This is a genomic window from Oscillibacter sp. KLE 1745, from assembly GCF_000469445.2.
GTDB lineage: Bacteria > Bacillota > Clostridia > Oscillospirales > Oscillospiraceae > Oscillibacter > Oscillibacter welbionis.
In genome coordinates, this window is the sequence record NZ_KI271754.1 from 11302 (window position 1) to 28100 (window position 16799).

At 61.7% G+C, this 16799-nt stretch carries 21 protein-coding genes; 10 read left to right on the forward strand and 11 right to left on the reverse strand.

Translation table 11 applies throughout. The features are described 5' to 3' along the window. The 3 genes from wecB to trpS form a co-directional block, all read right to left on the reverse strand. A partial coding sequence (gene wecB / locus HMPREF1546_RS18475; protein WP_021752051.1) for a non-hydrolyzing UDP-N-acetylglucosamine 2-epimerase occupies positions 1-640 on the reverse strand: 640 nt, incomplete at its 3' end. Next, entirely contained in the window at positions 641-1786 is a 1146-nt protein-coding gene (locus HMPREF1546_RS14170) for an MraY family glycosyltransferase (RefSeq protein WP_021749931.1), read from the reverse strand. A 13-nt stretch (positions 1787-1799) separates the two neighbouring features. Then, entirely contained in the window at positions 1800-2807 is a 1008-nt protein-coding gene (gene trpS / locus HMPREF1546_RS14175; protein WP_021749930.1) for a tryptophan--tRNA ligase, read from the reverse strand. Positions 2808-2998: 191 nt separating this feature from the next. Between trpS and mtnN the strand changes: the two genes are divergently transcribed. After that, positions 2999-3724, forward strand: a complete 726-nt coding sequence (mtnN, locus tag HMPREF1546_RS14180; RefSeq protein WP_021749929.1) for a 5'-methylthioadenosine/S-adenosylhomocysteine nucleosidase — start codon at positions 2999-3001, stop codon at positions 3722-3724. After that, a complete protein-coding gene (locus tag HMPREF1546_RS14185) occupies positions 3721-3951 on the forward strand; it encodes a DUF6485 family protein (protein ID WP_021749928.1) in 231 nt (76 codons plus the stop codon). Before mtnN ends, HMPREF1546_RS14185 begins: the two co-directional genes overlap by 4 nt. 78 nt (positions 3952-4029) lie before the next feature. On the opposite strand, the gene fba is transcribed toward HMPREF1546_RS14185, so the two are convergent. Beyond that, entirely contained in the window at positions 4030-4998 is a 969-nt protein-coding gene (gene fba / locus HMPREF1546_RS14190) for a class II fructose-1,6-bisphosphate aldolase (protein WP_021749927.1), read from the reverse strand. Between the two features lie 214 nt (positions 4999-5212). Here fba and HMPREF1546_RS14195 point away from each other — a divergent pair, with 214 nt between their 5' ends. After that, complete coding sequence (locus tag HMPREF1546_RS14195) at positions 5213-6451, forward strand: 6-phosphofructokinase (protein WP_021749925.1); 1239 nt, start codon at positions 5213-5215, stop codon at positions 6449-6451. 74 nt (positions 6452-6525) lie between these two features. Here the strand turns inward: HMPREF1546_RS14195 and HMPREF1546_RS18975 are convergent, their stop codons facing one another. The 3 genes from HMPREF1546_RS18975 to HMPREF1546_RS14200 are packed head-to-tail and all read right to left on the reverse strand — an operon-like array spanning position 6526 to position 7646. Beyond that, positions 6526-6690, reverse strand: coding sequence for a hypothetical protein (locus HMPREF1546_RS18975; RefSeq protein WP_021749924.1), 165 nt, complete (start codon positions 6688-6690; stop codon positions 6526-6528). 28 nt (positions 6691-6718) lie between these two features. Further along, positions 6719-6862 (reverse strand): hypothetical protein, encoded by a 144-nt coding sequence (locus HMPREF1546_RS18980; RefSeq protein WP_021749923.1) that lies wholly within the window; start codon positions 6860-6862, stop codon positions 6719-6721. Positions 6863-6875: 13 nt separating this feature from the next. After that, a complete protein-coding gene (locus tag HMPREF1546_RS14200) occupies positions 6876-7646 on the reverse strand; it encodes a type III pantothenate kinase (protein WP_025545668.1) in 771 nt (256 codons plus the stop codon). 176 nt (positions 7647-7822) lie between these two features. On the opposite strand from HMPREF1546_RS14200, the gene HMPREF1546_RS14205 reads away from it, so the two are divergent. From HMPREF1546_RS14205 to HMPREF1546_RS14220, 4 genes are all read left to right on the forward strand, one after another. Next, positions 7823-8488 carry a DNA-3-methyladenine glycosylase gene (locus HMPREF1546_RS14205; RefSeq protein ID WP_021749921.1) on the forward strand — a complete coding sequence of 222 codons (666 nt, stop codon included), beginning with the start codon at positions 7823-7825 and terminating at the stop codon, positions 8486-8488. Next, positions 8485-9060, forward strand: coding sequence for a bifunctional transcriptional activator/DNA repair enzyme AdaA (locus HMPREF1546_RS14210; RefSeq protein ID WP_021749920.1), 576 nt, complete (start codon positions 8485-8487; stop codon positions 9058-9060). The genes HMPREF1546_RS14205 and HMPREF1546_RS14210 overlap by 4 nt, the downstream gene beginning before the upstream one ends. A gap of 66 nt (positions 9061-9126) precedes the next feature. Beyond that, the gene (locus tag HMPREF1546_RS14215; protein WP_353847121.1) at positions 9127-9648 is read left to right on the forward strand and encodes a methylated-DNA--[protein]-cysteine S-methyltransferase; all 522 of its coding nucleotides are present in this window, start codon (positions 9127-9129) and stop codon (positions 9646-9648) included. A 16-nt stretch (positions 9649-9664) separates the two neighbouring features. After that, on the forward strand, positions 9665-9973 hold the full coding sequence (locus tag HMPREF1546_RS14220) for a CPCC family cysteine-rich protein (RefSeq protein ID WP_021749918.1): 309 nt from the start codon (positions 9665-9667) through the stop codon (positions 9971-9973). A 216-nt stretch (positions 9974-10189) separates the two neighbouring features. Here the strand turns inward: HMPREF1546_RS14220 and spoIVA are convergent, their stop codons facing one another. Then, complete coding sequence (gene spoIVA, locus HMPREF1546_RS14225; protein ID WP_021749916.1) at positions 10190-11665, reverse strand: stage IV sporulation protein A; 1476 nt, start codon at positions 11663-11665, stop codon at positions 10190-10192. A 221-nt stretch (positions 11666-11886) separates the two neighbouring features. On the opposite strand from spoIVA, the gene HMPREF1546_RS14230 reads away from it, so the two are divergent. The 3 genes from HMPREF1546_RS14230 to HMPREF1546_RS14240 all read left to right on the forward strand — a co-directional run bounded on the left by HMPREF1546_RS14230 (position 11887) and on the right by HMPREF1546_RS14240 (position 14352). Continuing rightward, a complete protein-coding gene (locus HMPREF1546_RS14230; RefSeq protein ID WP_021749915.1) occupies positions 11887-12759 on the forward strand; it encodes a transporter substrate-binding domain-containing protein in 873 nt (290 codons plus the stop codon). 102 nt (positions 12760-12861) lie between these two features. Beyond that, positions 12862-13551: an amino acid ABC transporter permease gene (locus HMPREF1546_RS14235; RefSeq protein WP_021749914.1), complete on the forward strand. Its 690-nt coding sequence runs from the start codon at positions 12862-12864 to the stop codon at positions 13549-13551. A gap of 15 nt (positions 13552-13566) precedes the next feature. Continuing rightward, entirely contained in the window at positions 13567-14352 is a 786-nt protein-coding gene (locus HMPREF1546_RS14240; RefSeq protein ID WP_021749913.1) for an amino acid ABC transporter ATP-binding protein, read from the forward strand. A gap of 90 nt (positions 14353-14442) precedes the next feature. Here the strand turns inward: HMPREF1546_RS14240 and HMPREF1546_RS14245 are convergent, their stop codons facing one another. The 3 genes from HMPREF1546_RS14245 to spoVM all read right to left on the reverse strand — a co-directional run bounded on the left by HMPREF1546_RS14245 (position 14443) and on the right by spoVM (position 16750). Beyond that, a complete protein-coding gene (locus HMPREF1546_RS14245) occupies positions 14443-14868 on the reverse strand; it encodes a hypothetical protein (protein WP_021749912.1) in 426 nt (141 codons plus the stop codon). Between the two features lie 91 nt (positions 14869-14959). Next, a complete protein-coding gene (locus HMPREF1546_RS14250; RefSeq protein ID WP_021749911.1) occupies positions 14960-16498 on the reverse strand; it encodes an SPOCS domain-containing protein in 1539 nt (512 codons plus the stop codon). 177 nt (positions 16499-16675) lie between these two features. Then, positions 16676-16750, reverse strand: a complete 75-nt coding sequence (spoVM, locus tag HMPREF1546_RS19960; protein WP_119311903.1) for a stage V sporulation protein SpoVM — start codon at positions 16748-16750, stop codon at positions 16676-16678. Positions 16751-16799 lie beyond the last annotated feature (49 nt).

Genomic DNA, 16799 nt, shown 5'->3' on the forward strand with positions numbered 1-16799 from the left:
CCCCCCGCCGGTGGCAGGTAACAAGAACGATCTTCTTCTCCCCATAGGGCAGCTGATTCAGCTCCTCTGTGGAAAAGCGGTAGTCCGGCCGGACTGTGGTCTTCAAAGCGTCGATGACCGTGTTGCCGGTGACGAACAGCCCCTTGGTAATACCCTCCCGCTCCAGGTTGGCCCGATTGTTGGCGGTGGGACAGAAATACAGGTCCGCAATGGCGGACACCAGCTTCCGGTTCATCTCCTCTGGAAAGGGAGAATACTTGTCATAGGTTCGCAATCCTGCCTCCACGTGCCCAACGGACACCTGATGGTAAAAGGCTGACAGGGCACCGGCAAAGGTGGTGGAGGTGTCCCCGTGAACCAGGATCATATCCGGCTTCAGGGCGTCGATGGCCTCGTCCATGCCGGTGAGGCACTTGCTGGTGATGGTGGACAGCGTCTGCCGGGGGGTCATGATGTCCAGATCCCAGTCCGGCTTCACCTGAAAGACCTCCAGCACGCTGTCCAGCATCTGCCGGTGCTGGGCGGTGACGCAGCAGAGGCTCTCGATCCCCTCCCGATTCGCCAGCTCCTGCACCAGGGGGCACATCTTGATGGCCTCCGGCCGGGTGCCGAAGACGCTCATGATCCGCAGCTTTTCCATTTACTTCTCCTCCGTCTTTCCATCATCCTCCGGCTTGTCCGCTGGATGATGGCCGTGGTGGCCGTGCTCCTTCAGCTCCTCCAACTCTTCGTGCAGCTCCTCCTTGACCTCCTTGGGGAACACCACCCGGGCGGCCACCACTGCCACGATGCACAGCACCAGGAACAGCAGCATGGCCCGGCCCTCCCCACTGGTAGTCAGCACCACGGCGCTCAAGCCCAGGATGGCAGAGATCACGTACAGAGTAGCCACCGCCTGCTTCTGGTTCAGGCCCATGTCGATGAGCCGGTGGTGGATGTGGCTCCGGTCGGCGTGCATGGGGCTCTGGCCGTGGGCGATGCGGCGGATGAAGGCAAAGGCGGTGTCAAAGATGGGCAGTCCCAGAATCAGGAATGGCACCGCAAAGGAGATGATGGCATAGAACTTGAACAGGCCCTGGATGGACATGGTGGCCAAAATGTAGCCCAGGAAGGTGGCGCCGGTGTCGCCCATAAACATCTTGGCAGGGTTCATGTTGTAGGGCATGAAGCCCACGCAGGCCCCCACCAGGGCCGCCATCACCACAGCCACCTGAAACTGCCCGCCAATGAGGGCGATCACCAGCACTGTGGTGGCGGAGATGGCGGAGACGCCGTTGGCCAGGCCGTCCAGGCCGTCGATCAGGTTCACCGCGTTGGTGATGGCAACAATCCAAAGCACCGTCAGGGGCACGGAGAGATTTCCCAGCACCCAATAGGGATTGTCCGAAAAGACGTTGGGGTTGGAAAACGCCTGGATCACCACGCCGTGGGTGGCGGGGATCAGGGCGGCCACGATCTGCACCACAAATTTCAGCAGCGCCGGCAGGGCCATGATGTCGTCCACCACGCCCAGCACCACGATGATAACGGCTCCCAGCAGGATGCTGCGCATCTCGGCCGTGATCTCCACAAACAGCAGGATGCTGACCATGAAGCCGATAAAGATGGCCAGCCCCCCCAGCCGGGGAATAGGAGTCTTGTGCATCCGGCGGGCGTCCTTGGGTACGTCGATGGCCCCCACCTTGTAAGCAAAAGTCTTGACGATGGGCGTCATCAGAAAGCTGACGACCAGCGCCACCAGCAGCGCCAGCAGCGTATAGGCGATCAGCCGGTTTTCGATCAACATGATGTCTCCTCCATCACCGGGGCAGGAAGCCCACCTTTTTATAGACCTTGTTCAGGGTCCGGTTGGCTACATAGGCCGCCTTCTCCGCACCGGCGCGGTAGACGCTCTCCAGATAGCTCTTGTCCGCCAGCAGGCGTTCCGTCTCCTCCCGGATGGGCCGCAGCAGCTCCACCACGGACTCACCCACCGCCTGCTTGAAGTCGCCGTAGCCATGGCCGGCGAACTCCTGCTCGATGGTCTCAAAGCTCTTGCCGGTGGCCACGGCGTAGATCTGCATCAGGTTGGACACACCGGGCTTGTCGGCCGGGTCAAAGCGGACGCAGGCCTCGGAGTCCGTCACGGCCTTCTTGAACTTGCGCAGGATGTCCTCCGGCTTTTCCAGCATGTAGACGCAGCCGTTGGGGTCCTTGTCGGATTTGCTCATCTTCTTTTCCGGGCTGGTGAGGCTCATGACCCTGGCGCCCACCTGTGGGATATAGGGATCCGGCAGCTTAAAGGTATCACCGTAGATCCCGTTGAACCGGGTGGCGATGTCCCGGCAGATCTCCACGTGCTGCTTCTGGTCGCCGCCCACCGGCACCAGGTCTGCCTGGTACAGCAGGATGTCGGCGGCCATCAGGGCCGGATAGGTGAAGAGGCCGGCGTTGATGTTGTCGGCGTTCTTGGCGGACTTGTCCTTGAACTGGGTCATGCGGCTGAGCTCGCCGAACATGGTGTAGCAGTCCAGTACCCAGCCCAGCTGGGCGTGGGCAGGCACGTGGGACTGGACGAACAGCACGTTTTTCTCCGGGTCCAGGCCGCTGGCAATGTAGGCCGCCACCTGGGTCAGGGTATGCCGCCGCAGCTCAGCGGGCACCTGCCGCACTGTGATGGTGTGCATGTCTGCCAGCATGTAGTAGCAGTCATATTCGTCAGCCAGAGCCGCCCAGTTCTTGATGGCCCCCAGATAGGAACCCAGGGTCAGGTCGCCGGAGGGCTGGATGCCGCTCAGGATTCGTTTTTTCTGTACTTCGTTTTCCATTTTGTATCCACCTCAAATACTCAAGCTGCCAGGCATCTCTGCCGGATGGCGGCCGGTTTTCCTTATATCGAGATAACTATTATATTATACCATACAACATTATTCTGTGCAATCTTTGATTGCGCTCCCAGACGTTGCGTGTTACAATACCCCCATAACCGCAGCTGCTCTGCAAAGAGGAGGGATGGGACGTGCTCCCCAAAATCGGAATCCTGTGCGCCGGAGATGACGAGCTCGCGCCGTTCCTGCCTCTTCTGGACAGGCGCTCCGTCCGCCGGCAGGCCATGCTCACGATCTACGAGGGATGGATCTCCAGCGTTCCTGCCGCCGCTCTGTACAGTGGTGTCTGCAAGGTCAATGCGGCCATCGCTGCCCAGGTCCTCATTGACAGCTGCCGGGTGGAAGCCATCATCAATGCGGGCACAGCAGGAGGCATCGACCCATCCATCTCCATCTTTGATACCGTCATCAGCACAGAGACCGCCTATCACGATGTAGCTGAGGATATTCTCACGGAGTTCCATCCCTGGATGGACTCCATCTGGTTCCCGGGGGACCCCTTCCTGCTCTCCTTGGCCACCCAGGCGGCCCAGGACTCCGGCCGCCCCGTCCGCTTCGGGCGGATGGTGACCGGAGAAGCCTTTCTCTCTGGCCCTGGGACAGAGGCCGTGCGGTCCGCATTTCACCCCCTTTGCGCGGATATGGAATCCGCGGCCGTTGCCCATGTCTGCCATGCAAACGGCATCCCATTCCTCTCCATTCGCACCATCACCGATTCGGCCGACCGATCCGCCGCCGCCTGCTTTGAGGAAAACTGCCGCCGGGCTTCTGAAATCGCAGCCCAGGTGACCCACGCCCTGTTGAAACGCCTGGCCGTCAGCGAGTCCTGCCCGATTGCAAAAGGAGAACTGCCATGACGCATTTCTGTACCTGCCAAAACACCGCCTGCCGCTGCCATCCCTCCAACCATAGCCAGGGGTGCGACCTGTGCATTCAGAAAGAGCTGCGCAAAGGCGAGATCCCCAGCTGCTTTTTCAATCTGGTGATCCGACCCGGGGAGACAGTGGAGGATTGTACCATGGCGGCCTTCGCCCGACGGGTGCTGGAGCGGGAGGCGGAGATGGCCGCCTCTGATAAACAGTAGCTGACCCCGGACAGAAAAACGGAGGGAGCGCATCGCGCTCCCTCCGCCTTCTTTTCAAAAACAGGGTCCGGGGCAGGCTCAGGCCTTGTGGTCGCAGCCCAGCACGTCCACGATCTTGTGGGACACCAGCTCCTTGATGGCGGCGCGGGCGGGCTTCAGGTACTCGCGGGGATCGAACTTGTCGGGGTGCTCCGCCATGAACTTGCGGATGGTGCCGGTCATGGCCAGACGCAGGTCGGAGTCAATGTTGATCTTGCACACGGCGCTACGGGCAGCCTTGCGCAGCTGCTCCTCGGGAATGCCCACGGCATCAGGCATCTTACCGCCGAATTCGTTGACCATACGGACGAACTCCTGGGGCACGGAAGAGGAGCCATGAAGCACAATGGGGAATCCGGGCAGGCGCTTCACGACCTCGTCCAGGATGTCGAAGCGCAGGGGAGGCGGAACCAGCTCGCCCTTCTCGTTGCGGGTGCACTGGGCGGCGGTGAACTTGTAGGCGCCGTGGCTGGTGCCGATGGCGATAGCCAGGGAGTCGCAGCCGGTCTTCTCCACGAACTCCTGGACCTCCTCGGGATGAGTGTAGTGGGACTCCTCGGCAGAGACCTTCACGTCGTCCTCGATGCCGGCCAGAGCGCCCAGCTCGGCCTCCACAACCACGCCGTGGTCGTGGGCGTACTCAACCACCTTCTTGGTGATTTCAATGTTCTCAGCAAAGGGCTTGCTGGAGGCGTCGATCATGACGGAGGTAAAGCCGCCGTCGATGCAGCTCTTGCAGGTCTCAAAGTCAGGGCCGTGGTCCAGATGCAGGGCGATGGGGATGTTGGGGCACTCGATGACGGCCGCCTCCACCAGCTTCACCAGATAGGTGTGGTTGGCGTAGGCCCGGGCGCCCTTGGACACCTGGAGAATCAGGGGAGCCTCCAGATCCCGGGCGGCCTCGGTGATGCCCTGGACGATCTCCATATTGTTGACGTTGAACGCGCCGATGGCATAGCCGCCGTCGTAGGCTTTTTTGAACATTTCGGTCGTGGTAACCAGTGCCATAAGATCAACTCCTGTTCATTTATTTGTCCCGCTCTCCCACATCGGCCGACAGGTCCGATCCCGGTTGTCAAAAAACGCCGATTCAAAAGAACGAAAACGATTTTCCCTTATGATAATATCACAAGATTTTTAAAATGCAAGTATTTACAATTCTTTTTTTGAATGATATGATGAAAGAAAGCATCCCGAAACCAAATCTGAGGAGGATTTTTCCATGAGTGAACTGAAAGGCGCCTGCATTTTCGGCCAGTCCGGCGGCCCTACTTCCGTCATCAACGCCAGTGCCTACGGCGTCATCGCCACGGCATTGAAGAACCCCAGCATCACCCGCGTCCTGGGCGCGGAGCACGGCATCAAGGGCGTTTTGAACGACCGGCTGTTTGATATGGGCCAGGAGGACCCGGCAGAGCTGGAGCTGCTGAAGTACACCCCCTCCTCTGCCCTGGGCTCCTGCCGGTACAAGATGGCGGACCCGGATGTGGATGACACCGACTACAAGCGGATTCTGGAGATCTTCAAGAAGTATGACGTCCGCTACTTCTTCTACAACGGCGGCAACGACTCCATGGACACCTGCAACAAGATCAGCAAGTACATGCAGAAGGTCGGCTATGAGTGCCGCGTGATGGGCGTGCCCAAGACCATCGACAACGACCTGTTCGGAACCGACCACTGCCCCGGTTTCGCCTCCGCCGCCAAGTATATTGCCACCAGCTGCATGGAGGTCTATCAGGATGCCCGGGTGTATGACACCGGCATGGTCTGCATCATTGAGATCATGGGCCGCCACGCCGGCTGGCTGGCTGGCGCCGCCGCCCTGGCCACCGCCTACGGCGCCGGCCCCGATCTGGTGTACCTGCCCGAGGTGGACTTCGACATGGACCAGTTCCTGGCCGACGTGGAGCGCATCTATAAGGAAAAGGGCAACTGTATGGTGGCCGTCTCCGAGGGCATCCACTACGCTGACGGCTCCTTCGTCTCCGAGGCCAAGACCTCTGCCACCGACGGCTTCGGCCATGCTCAGCTGGGCGGCCTGGCCTCCCTGCTGGCCCAGGTGGTCAAGGAGAAGACCGGCGCCAAGGTCCGTGGCATCGAGCTCTCCCTCCTCCAGCGGTGCGGTGCCCACCTGGCGTCCGAGACCGATATCGAGGAGGCCGTCATGAGCGGCAAGGCCGCTGTGGAGAACGCCGTCAATGGTATCACCGACAAGATGGTGGGCTTCGAGCGCAGCTATGAGGACGGCCAGTACGTCTGCAAGACCAAGCTGCTGCCCCTGACCGATGTGGCCAACACCGAGAAGAAGGTGCCCATCGAGTGGATCAACGCTGCCCACAACGGCGTGGAGAAGCCCTTCATCGACTATGTGCTGCCCCTGATCCAGGGCGAGCCCAAGCTGCCCAAGGAGGACTCCCTGCCCCGCTTCGCGAAGCTGAAGAAAGTCCTGGTGAAGTAAGCGGGTTTTCCAAACAACAGGCAACCGTGAAAAAAGCGCCCGGCACGATTTTTGTGCCAGGCGCTTTTTTTCGCTCAAGTTTCATCTTTCTTCTGACGCCGTTCGAGATGGTAGACGATGCATCCGACAGAGACGGCCGCTGTCATGATCATACAGCCGGCAAGCCCCAAGAAGCTGCCGAGATACCCTCCAATCAATATAAGCAATGCTGAGATCAGTGCATGTCCAAAAGCCCCCATTGTATATACCTCCTGTCTCAGTTAGATCTCACTTCCCACGATCCTGAACAGACCAGCAGATGAACCCTGCCGCCACGCCGACAGCGCAGATCACGCCGAAGCTGCCACTCACCAGACTGCCCACGATCCCTGCGGCAATGGTCCAGAACGCCACAGCGAACAGAGTCACCATGCGGTCAGCCCCCTCACTTGTTCTTCTGATAGATCGCCCACAGCCCGTCCATCAGCAGGTACTTGTCGTAGACGATCTTGTTCCGGCAGTATTTCACGATCACCGGGGCATTGCCGCCGGTGGCCACCACGCTGAGGGTCCGTCCTGAGAACTGTTCCCGGATGCGGTCGATGACCCCGTCCAGCATCCCGGCGGTGCCGTAGACGATGCCGGAGCGCATACAGTCCTCCGTCGTCTTGCCAATCAACACCTTGGGGTGCTGGAGGGAGATGGCGGGCAGCTGGGCCGCCCGGCGGCTCAGGGCCTCCAGGGACACGTTGACCCCCGGCAGCAGCATCCCGCCCTCGTAATTCCGGCCCTCGGAGATGACGCCGATGGTGGTGGCGGTGCCCATGTCGATGGTGACGATAGGAGGCTCGAATTTCTCCAGCGCCGCCACCGCGTCGGCCACGATGTCCGCCCCTACCTGGGACTGGACCGCCAGCCGGATGTTCAGCCCCGTCCGCACACCGGGCCCCACCACCATGGGCGGCTTGCCCAGCAGCCGGGCCAGAGCCTTCTCCATCATGAAGTTCAGGGGGGGGACCACGCTGCACAGGATCGCCCCCGTCACATCCTCAAACCGGAAGTGATACAGGGCGAACAGGTTCATCAGGTCGATGCTGATCTGGTCTGCGGTCTTGCGGCTGTCCGTGTCCAGGGATGCCAGAAACCGCAGCTGCTTGTCCCTGTCAAACAGCCCCACAGAGGTGTTGGAGTTTCCTACATCAATGGCCAGCAGCATAAGCCTCTCTCCTTTTTTCTTCCGATCTTGATCGTATTCTATGGTATCACGCCCTGCCGCCGGATGCAAGGCCGGGACAGAGGGAAAATTTTTCGATGAAACGTCCGAAAACGGGAAGAAATCTGCCGCCGGATCTGCTATACTTTTGTTGAACACACGCGAAAGGAGGAGGCGCCATGGATTTTCCCTATGGTGAAACGGAGATTGCCTATCTGCGTGCCAGAGACCTGAAACTGGGCGCGGCCATGGAGCGGATCGGCCCCATCCATCGGGAGGTGGACCCAGACCTCTTCTCCTCCGTAATCCACCACATCATCGGCCAGCAGGTATCCATGGCTGCCCAGCGGACAGTGTGGCAGCGGCTCCAGGCAGCGGCCGGGACGCTTGTGCCGGAGACGGTCGCGGCCATGCCGGCCGAGGCGCTCCAGGCCCTGGGCATGACCCGCCGCCGGGCGCTGTACATCCTGGAATTTGCCCGGAAAGCGGCCTCCGGGGATTTTGATCTAGACGCCCTGGCGGAAATGGAGGACCGTGAGGTGCTGGCCCGCCTCACCTCCCTGCGGGGTGTGGGGCCTTGGACAGCGGAGATGCTGCTGATCTTCGGCCTCCGGCGGCCGGATGTGGTCAGCTGGGGCGACTTGGCCATCCTCCGGGGGATGCGGATGCTGTACCGAAAGCGGTCCATCGACCAGAGGACCTTCCAGCGCCTGCAGAAGCGGTACAGCCCCTACGGCACCACTGCCAGCCTGTACCTCTGGGCCATCGCCTGCGGCGCCCTGCCGGAGCTGACGGACCCTGGCGCCGGACGGAAACCGGACAAAAAACGGGGGCGGCACACATGACAGACCGGCAGCGCTGGCAGGCGGTCCTGGACAACGACCGCCGGTATGATGGCACATTTTTCTACGGCGTAGCCTCCACAGGCATCTTCTGCCGTCCCTCCTGCCCCTCCCGACCGCCGCGGCGGGACCGGGTGCGGTTCTTCCCCACGGCGGACGCTGCACTGGCGGCGGGGTTCCGCCCCTGCAAGCGCTGCCGCCCGGACCTGACCGATTTTTCCCCGGGCCAAGACGTTGCTGCGGAGGCCATGGCGCTGCTGCATCGCCACTTCCGGGATCAGGCGGACTTGTCAGCCGCGCTGAACGGCCTGGGACTCTCCCGCCGGAGGTTGGCCGATCTGTTCCATGCAGCCTACGGCACCACCCTCCACGGCTGCCTGGGAACGCTTCGGGTAACCGAAGCCTGCCGCCTGCTGCGGGAGACGGACCAGCCCGTTGCCCAAATAGCCGGGGAGGCCGGATTTGACAGTCTCTCCGCCTTTTACCGGGCCTTCCGGTCCGGCACAGGACAGTCCCCGCTGGCGTACCGCCGGAGCGCCCATTCCGCGCCGGACAAATCAAGCGGTCCCTGTTGAACGACTTACATTCGTTTGCAATCGCTCCATCACTCTGATCCTGATTTGAGGTGTAATTGTATGTGGATGATCTTTCATAAGCCCTCCCCGGTGGGAATGCTGACCCTCTCCTCGGACGGCACAGCCCTCACAGGGCTGTGGCTGGATGGGCAGAAATACTTTGGTGCTGGACTCCCAAATGCTGTAAAGGAAAATGACCTGCCGGTATTTGAGCAGGTCTCCGCCTGGCTGGACGCCTATTTTGCCAAGGCTCCCCTTCCGGCTCTGCCGCCTCTGGCCCCCCAGGGCAGCCCCTTCCGCCAGGCGGTGTGGCGCCTGCTGCTGGAGATCCCCTACGGCACGGTCACCACATACGGCGCCCTGGCCCGGACGCTCCGGGGCCAGGGGATTTCTGCCGCGGCCCAGGCAGTGGGCGGCGCCGTGGGCCACAACCCCATCTCCATTCTGATCCCCTGTCACCGGGTTGTGGGCAGCGACGGAAGTCTGACAGGCTACGCCGGAGGCGTGGCCAACAAGCAGTTCTTGCTGGAGCTGGAGGGCGTGGACATGACCGGGCTGTATGTCCCCACTCGTGGCACGGCGCTGTGAGACGCAGGTGGTCTCCATGGCGCACACACGAAAAAAGATGTTTTACGCGCCGAAGGCGTTCAACGGCTATGGGCCGCCGGAGCCTCCGATTCCGGCAGCTCAGGATCGGCCCGGGCGCTATCCCTGTCCCTGCTGTGGGCAGATCACCCTCCCGGTCCCGCCGGAGGAGGCGGTGGCTTACATCTGCCCGGTATGCTGGTGGGAGAACGACGTGTTCATTTCCTCCGACAACGAGCCCAGCGACGAAAATCATGGGCTGACCCTGTCCCAGGGGCGGGAAAATGTCCGGCGGTTCGGCACCTGCGATCCCCGGATGAAGCGGTGAGGGCATCGGAGGAAATTTCTTCTTCAGGGATGCCTTTGGGACATCTGAACAGGAATCCCCCAATCCTTGCGCTGTTCGGCGTCTTTTGGTTCCCTTTGTGGTGGTCGGTCTCACGTATACCGGGCGAGTCGGCCTTTTCCCAGCTCCCCCTGGGACAGGCTGGAATAGTAAGAAAGGGCGCCGGAGGAATCCGGCGCCCTTTCTATGATGTCTGCGTCACAGAATGATGCAGATGAGTCCCCCGCTGCCCTCATTAATGATGCGGGTCAGGGTCTCCTGGAGCTTCCGCCGGGCGTCCTCCGGCATCCGCTTGAGCTTTGCCTGCAGATCCTCGTTCACCAGCTCGTGGAAGCTGCGTCCGAAGATGTTGGACTGCCAGATCTTGCTGGTATCCCCTTCAAACTCCTGCAGCAGGTAGTTCACCATGTCCTCGGACTGCTTCTCGTTGCCCACGATGGGGCTGACGGCAGTCTCAATGTCCGCCCGGATCATGTGGATACTGGGGGCGCTGGCCTTCAGCCGCACGCCGTACCGGCCGCCCTGCTTCATGATCTCCGGCTCCTCCAGCTTCAGCTCGTCGATGCCGGGGACCACGATGCCGTAGCCCGTCTCTCGGACGTCGTGGAGGGCGCCGGCTACCTTGTCGTACTCCGCCTTCACCGCCGCCAGCTTCGTCAGCAGGCTCATCAGATCCCCATCATCCCCCACCTCAAAGCCGGACTGCTCCGACAGGGTCTTGTAGAACAGCTCCCGGGGCAAGGCCAGCCGTGCGGCGGCCACGCCGGTGCCCAGGTCGATGGCTGAGATTCTGGCCTCACTGATGTGCTCGCTCTCCCCCAGGGCGGCGATGACGCCCTCCACCTCCCGGATGTGGCGGAGCTGGGCGGTGTTCTGACGGATGGCGTCATACAGGCCCGCTTTGATAGGATGGTCCGCCGGCAAGGCATCCACCCAGGGGGGCAGGAACAGGTCCAGCTCCTGCATGGGGAACTCGTAGAGCACCGCCTTCAGGATGGCGGCCACGGCGTCCTCGTCCAGCTCCAGGCAGTTGACGGCCATGCAGTTCACCTCATACCGGGATGAGATGTCCTTGGCGATGGCTTGGGCCCGGTCGCCCCGGGGGTCTGCGGAGTTCAGCAGGACGATGAAGGGCTTCCCCAGCTCCTGCAGCTCCCGGATCACCCGCTCCTCCGCTTCCAGGTAGTCCTCCCGGGGGATGTCGGAGATGGTGCCGTCGGTAGTGATGACGATGCCGATGGTGGAGTGCTCGGCGATCACCTTCCGGGTGCCGATCTCCGCCGCCTCGGTCATGGGGATCTCATGGTCGTACCAGGGGGTGGTGACCATCCGGGGGGTGTCGTCCTCCATCTGGCCGATGGCGCCCTTCACCATGTATCCCACACAGTCGATCAGCCGCACGGAAAAGCTCGCCCCGTCCGGCAGCTGGATCTGGGCAGCCTCCTCCGGGACGAACTTGGGCTCGGCGGTCATGATGGTCCGGCCAGAGCCGCTCTGGGGCAGCTCATCCCGGGCCCGCTCCTTGCGGTAGACGTTGTCGATGTTGGGGATCACCTGGGTCTCCATGAACCGCTTGATGAAGGTGGACTTCCCGGTGCGCACGGGGCCCACCACGCCGATGTAGATATCCCCAGCGGTGCGGGTGGCGATATTCTGATAGATACTGGTATTCATAGCATCCCGTCCTTTTTCCGCTCCATAGTCTTGTTCCACTCTATGTCCGGCTGCTGCGAAGTATGACAGCCCGTCTTGTTTTGGAGAAGATGCACAAATTCAGGAGCCGGCCTTCTCCGTTCTTGGCTGATTTTGCGGCTTTACACGGATAATTTAGTGTGGTAAACTGCTAATGTAATGAAACGGACGGTATCCCCGTCCAGAGATTTGGAGGATTGACGATGAAAAACATGAAGAAGCTGTGGGCAGCGCTGCTGGCCCTGGCCATGACCTTCTCTCTGGCCGCCTGCGGCGGAACCTCTGACGAGGACGCCGCCACTGATGACCAGCCCACAGGGGAAGAAGTCTCCGGTGACACCGCTCCCGAGAGCGACGTGGCCTATGTCCAGGATAAGGGCACCCTGGTGGTGGGCATTACCTACTTTGCCCCCATGGACTACAAGGAAGAGGGCAGCGATGAGTGGATCGGCTTTGACGCCGACCTGGCCAAGCTGTTTGCCGAGAGCCTGGGCGTCTCCGTGGAGTTCCAGGAGATCACCTGGGACTACAAGGTGGAAGAGCTGGACTCCCGGGCCATCGACTGCGTGTGGAATGGTATGACTCTCACCGACGACGTTCTGGCTGCTATGGGTACGTCCAACCCATACTGCACCAACTACCAGACTCTGGTCTATCCTGCCGACCGGGCCGCTGAGTTCGAGGGCCTGACCTCTCTGGAGGGCCTGAACATCGCTGTGGAGTCCGGCTCCGCCGGTGAGGATGCCGCCGTGGCCTTGGGTGCCACCACCGTGCCGGTCCAGGCCCAGTCCAACGCCCTGATGGAGGTTGCCGCCGGCACGTCCGACGCCGCCGTCATCGACGTGCTGATGGCCGCTGAGATGACCGGCGAGGGCACCAGCTACGCCGATCTGATCTACAGCCTGAACCTGAATGAGGCCCAGGACCTGCCCTCCGAGGAATATGGCGTGGGCTTCCGGCAGGGGTCCGACTTGGTGGACGCCTTCAACACCTTCCTGGCGGAGAAGACGGCTGACGGCACCGTGCTGGAGGTGGCTACCACCTACGGCCTGCAGGACGCCGTGATCCTGGAGTGAGCTTCTTCCCCTGCGGATCTTCCAAAAGCAGAGTGCGCAGTGCGCGCTCTGCTTTTCGGCGGCTTTCCCCCTCTACCACACTGACCTTGAGAGGACGATACCATGATTGAATTTTTTACCTCCAGCACATTCCGGACCGTGCTGTCGGCCCTGAACAGCGGATTTCTCAAGACCCTTCAGCTGTTTTTCATCACCCTGATCGGGGCACTGCCCCTGGGCTTGGTTATCAGCTTCGGTTCCATGAGCCGCTTTCCTCCCCTGCGGTGGCTGACCCGCCTGGTGGTCTGGGTCATCCGGGGCACGCCTCTGGTGCTGCAAATCATTGCACTGTTCTATGTGCCCGGCATCCAGAAGTGGTTCAACTGGCCCAGCGGTGAGTCCGGGCGGATGATGGCCGTGTGTGTGGCCTTCATCATTAATTACGCCTGCTACTTCTCCGAGATCTACCGGGGCGGCATCCAGGGAGTGCCGAAGGGCCAGCAGGAGGCAGGCCAGGTCCTGGGCATGACCAAAGCCCAGATCTTCCGCCACATCACCCTGCTGCAGATGATCAAGCGAATCGTCCCCCCCATCTCCAACGAGATCATCACGTTGGTGAAGGACACCTCCCTGGCCCGGGTCATCGCATTGCAGGAGGTCATCTGGATGGGCGAGTCCTTTATGAAGGGCAACTCCGGCATTGCGGGCCTGGTGTGGCCCCTGTTCTTCACCGCTGTCTACTATCTGATCTTCAGCGGCATCGTCACGGTGCTGCTGGGCAAGCTTGAAAAAAAGCTGGACTTCTTTCAGTAAGGAGGGAACCGATTTATGGCAATTCTGGAAGTACATCACATTGAAAAGCATTTCGGCGCCACCCGGGTGCTGGAGGACATCAGCTTTGATCTGGAGCAGGGCCAGGCCCTGGCCATCATCGGCTCCTCCGGCTCCGGCAAAACCACCCTGCTGCGGTGCCTGAATTTCCTGGAGAAGCCGGAGCAGGGTACCATCTCTGTGGCGGGTAATCTGATTTTTGACGCCGCTGATCCCGCCACCCAGCGGGAGAGCGAGGTGCGGAAGAAGCGGCTCCACTTCGGGCTGGTGTTTCAGTCCTTCAATCTGTTCCCCCAATACACGGCGCTGAAGAACGTCACCCTGGCCCGGGAGCTGCTGGCCCAGGAGCAGCCGGACTTCAAGCAGAACAAAAAGCAAATCCTGGAGGAGATCCAAGCGGACGGCCGGGAGCTGCTGGCGAAGATGGGCCTCAGTGAGCGGGCAAATCACTACCCCAGCCAGCTCTCCGGCGGACAGCAGCAGCGGGTGGCCATCGCCCGGGCCCTGGCCTTGCACCCGGACATCCTCTGCTTTGACGAGCCCACCTCCGCCCTGGACCCGGAACTCACCGGCGAGGTGCTTCGGGTCATTCGGGAGCTGGCGGAACAGCGGACCACCATGATTATCGTCACCCATGAGATGGCCTTTGCCCGGGATGTGGCAGACCAGGTGATCTTCATGGACGGCGGCGTCATCGTGGAGCAGGGTGACGCCCACCAAGTCATTGAGCACCCCAGGGAGGAACGGACCCGTCAGTTCCTCGCCCGATATTCCGAGGGATAAAACGGAACAGAAAAAGAGCGGAGCTGATGCTCCGCTCTTTTGTTATCTTGTGCCGTCTTGTTAAGACGGGGCAACGGGAAACTCCGTCAATCAGGCAGGTTTGGATCTCCGGCGGCCCAGCAATCGCCCGATGAGAAGGCCCAGGGCAGAGATGGCCGCCCCGATGAAAAACAGGTCCCACTGAGGCAGGTTGATCTTGTCAAAGGCCAACATATTGGCGAGCCGGAAGGTGAGAAAGTCCGCCAGCATATACAAAAGTCCCAGGGCCAGAGGCAGCAGCCACATGCGCCCATCCCTGCGGACCAGTTCCCCAATCCGCAGGGAGATCACAAAGGCGGCGATGGGCAGGAGCAGCCAGTGGAATAAAAGGGCGTACCCCATGGCGTCCGTGGGGTCCATCAACAAGAACACCACCAGGGCAAAAACCCAGAGTCCCAGGTAAACCGCTACCAGCCGCCTCGGGGACCGCCAGCTCCTCCCCTTGGCTCCCCGAACACGCACCGCAAAGTCCGGCATAGGCACCTCCACTTCCCAGAGGGCAGACGAAACAGACCGAATACCCGTTTTTTCCAGTCTACCATGGGCTGCCGGACCCGTCAAGGGTGACTCAGGTCCGCTTCCGGGGGATCAGCAGCAGCTGGTCCCGGGAGATATCTCCTTCCGTCTCCAGTTGATTGGCTGCCAGGATCACGCCGATGGTGGTGTTGTACCGTTTCGCCAGATCCCAGGCGGTCTCCTGCTTCCCCAGGCAACGCAGCACCAGGGACGGCGCGCCGGTGGTCTCCTTAGGCGCGTCTGTATTGATCTTTCCTGCGGACACGCACACCCGTTTCACACGCTGGGCCGCCTCCGCCCGGAAGTCCACCGGGAACCGGACCTCGATGCCCCGGTCCGTCAGGCTGCCCTGGACCTCTTCCGGGCAGACGGCCCGGGCAGCGACCCGGCAGTCCTCCGGCAGCTCCAGCTGGCAGCTGACGTCGATGCTCCGCTCCGCCACCAGAGGCACGCCCCCCTCGTCCAGATACAGTGCCCGGACAGACGCCCCGGTCCGCAGGACCACGCCCGCCCCCTCCCGACTGACGGAAACAGCTCCGCAGGTGACGGAGAGGGCCAGGATGGAATCCGCCACCACACCGATCTCCAGCACCTCCCGCACCGTCTGACGGCGGGTGAACTGTTCCCGAAAGCTGGTGAGTTCTAGAGGCGCGGCGTCATAAGTCAGATCATAGGCAGTGGAGTAGAGGTCACTGAGGAGCGTCAGTTCCTGGGTCTGGCGCAGCAGAGCTGTGGCGTGGAGGTATAGCGTCACCGCGATCTCCCGGCCCTCGGCGTCGGCGCCGTCGACCTGCAGATCCGCGCCGGTGAACTGGAGGCGCACCGATGGCTCTGCGCCCTCCGGGGCGCCTTCCACCTCCAGGATCTGAGAGAACGGCAGCTCTCCGGACGCGGCGCAGCAGCGGCCGTCCGCCGTCCGGTACAGGAGGCTGACGGTGAAGATACCCTTGAACAGCAGCTTGCTGCCCACGATCTTCGTCTCCGTCACAGTGCTGTTCACCCGGCTGGTGAGGATCTCCGCCGCTCCCTCTCTGCCCGGGGACAGGTCCATCTGTTCGGAGAAGGTGAAGTCCTTCTCCGCAATGTGGGTCAGCACGATGGCGTGCTGCTGCTCCTGCTTTTTTTCGATGCACAGTTCCGGCCCCGCCTCTGCATCCGTGCAGAAGCATAAGGGACTGCGCTGATAGCCCGTCAGCCGCGTCACCAGCTTGCAGTGGGTGAAGACCTTGCGGGGGTTCAGCATCCGGGTCTCCAGAAGCTCCGGCTCCGTGTCCGCCAGCAGCGCCGCGCAGTCCGGCAGACTGCGTCCGTCGGTCTCCACCGTGAAGGGCATGGCAAATTCCAGGGTCCGGATGCCCCCCTCCCCCTCCGGCGTGTACAGCACCGTCACCCGGACGGTGCCGGAGATCTCTGCCCTGCCGTCCCGCATCTCCCGGCTGTGGAGGAACACCTTGCCCGTGGTCTCGATGATCCGCGCAATGTCCGGACAGTAGTCCGGCACGATGGTCTCCGCTGTCTCCTCCTGAGTCAATGTCAGCTCTCCCGCCGCCTCATAGGCGTCGAAGCAGGCCTTTTTCAATTCCAGTTCCATGGTTCGCCCTTCCTTTCCGGCCGTTGGTCCTCCGATGGACGGCGCAGCCGTTTCCCGCCGCCTGGAAAACGGTACGGGGCGGGAGGGGCCGCCAGCGGCCGCTCTCCCGCCCCTGTGCGCCGCCATGTTGTCCACGGAGTCTCGCTCTGCTGACACTGTATGCCCGGCCGGGACTGCTTATTCCGAAATCTTGAACAGCTTCCGCAGAATGCCGCTGAGGGCTTTGGGGGACTTCCACACTACAATTCGCATGATATTTGCTCCTTCCTAACGCCTGCAGCAGGCGCAGCCGCACGCAATC

Coding starts and splice junctions, on each gene's coding strand:
- HMPREF1546_RS14220 (WP_021749918.1), top strand. CDS start 9,665: ATGGCGCACACACGAAAAAAGATGTTTTACGCGCCGAAGGCGTTCAAC.
- HMPREF1546_RS14250 (WP_021749911.1), bottom strand. CDS start 16,498: ATGGAACTGGAATTGAAAAAGGCCTGCTTCGACGCCTATGAGGCGGCG.
- HMPREF1546_RS14205 (WP_021749921.1), top strand. CDS start 7,823: ATGGATTTTCCCTATGGTGAAACGGAGATTGCCTATCTGCGTGCCAGA.
- HMPREF1546_RS14230 (WP_021749915.1), top strand. CDS start 11,887: ATGAAAAACATGAAGAAGCTGTGGGCAGCGCTGCTGGCCCTGGCCATG.
- HMPREF1546_RS14235 (WP_021749914.1), top strand. CDS start 12,862: ATGATTGAATTTTTTACCTCCAGCACATTCCGGACCGTGCTGTCGGCC.
- HMPREF1546_RS18980 (WP_021749923.1), bottom strand. CDS start 6,862: ATGGTGACTCTGTTCGCTGTGGCGTTCTGGACCATTGCCGCAGGGATC.
- HMPREF1546_RS14195 (WP_021749925.1), top strand. CDS start 5,213: ATGAGTGAACTGAAAGGCGCCTGCATTTTCGGCCAGTCCGGCGGCCCT.
- HMPREF1546_RS14215 (WP_353847121.1), top strand. CDS start 9,127: ATGATCTTTCATAAGCCCTCCCCGGTGGGAATGCTGACCCTCTCCTCG.
- HMPREF1546_RS14245 (WP_021749912.1), bottom strand. CDS start 14,868: ATGCCGGACTTTGCGGTGCGTGTTCGGGGAGCCAAGGGGAGGAGCTGG.
- HMPREF1546_RS14240 (WP_021749913.1), top strand. CDS start 13,567: ATGGCAATTCTGGAAGTACATCACATTGAAAAGCATTTCGGCGCCACC.
- trpS (WP_021749930.1), bottom strand. CDS start 2,807: ATGGAAAACGAAGTACAGAAAAAACGAATCCTGAGCGGCATCCAGCCC.
- HMPREF1546_RS14170 (WP_021749931.1), bottom strand. CDS start 1,786: ATGTTGATCGAAAACCGGCTGATCGCCTATACGCTGCTGGCGCTGCTG.
- HMPREF1546_RS18975 (WP_021749924.1), bottom strand. CDS start 6,690: ATGGGGGCTTTTGGACATGCACTGATCTCAGCATTGCTTATATTGATT.
- HMPREF1546_RS14210 (WP_021749920.1), top strand. CDS start 8,485: ATGACAGACCGGCAGCGCTGGCAGGCGGTCCTGGACAACGACCGCCGG.
- HMPREF1546_RS14200 (WP_025545668.1), bottom strand. CDS start 7,646: ATGCTGCTGGCCATTGATGTAGGAAACTCCAACACCTCTGTGGGGCTG.
- spoIVA (WP_021749916.1), bottom strand. CDS start 11,665: ATGAATACCAGTATCTATCAGAATATCGCCACCCGCACCGCTGGGGAT.
- fba (WP_021749927.1), bottom strand. CDS start 4,998: ATGGCACTGGTTACCACGACCGAAATGTTCAAAAAAGCCTACGACGGC.
- HMPREF1546_RS14185 (WP_021749928.1), top strand. CDS start 3,721: ATGACGCATTTCTGTACCTGCCAAAACACCGCCTGCCGCTGCCATCCC.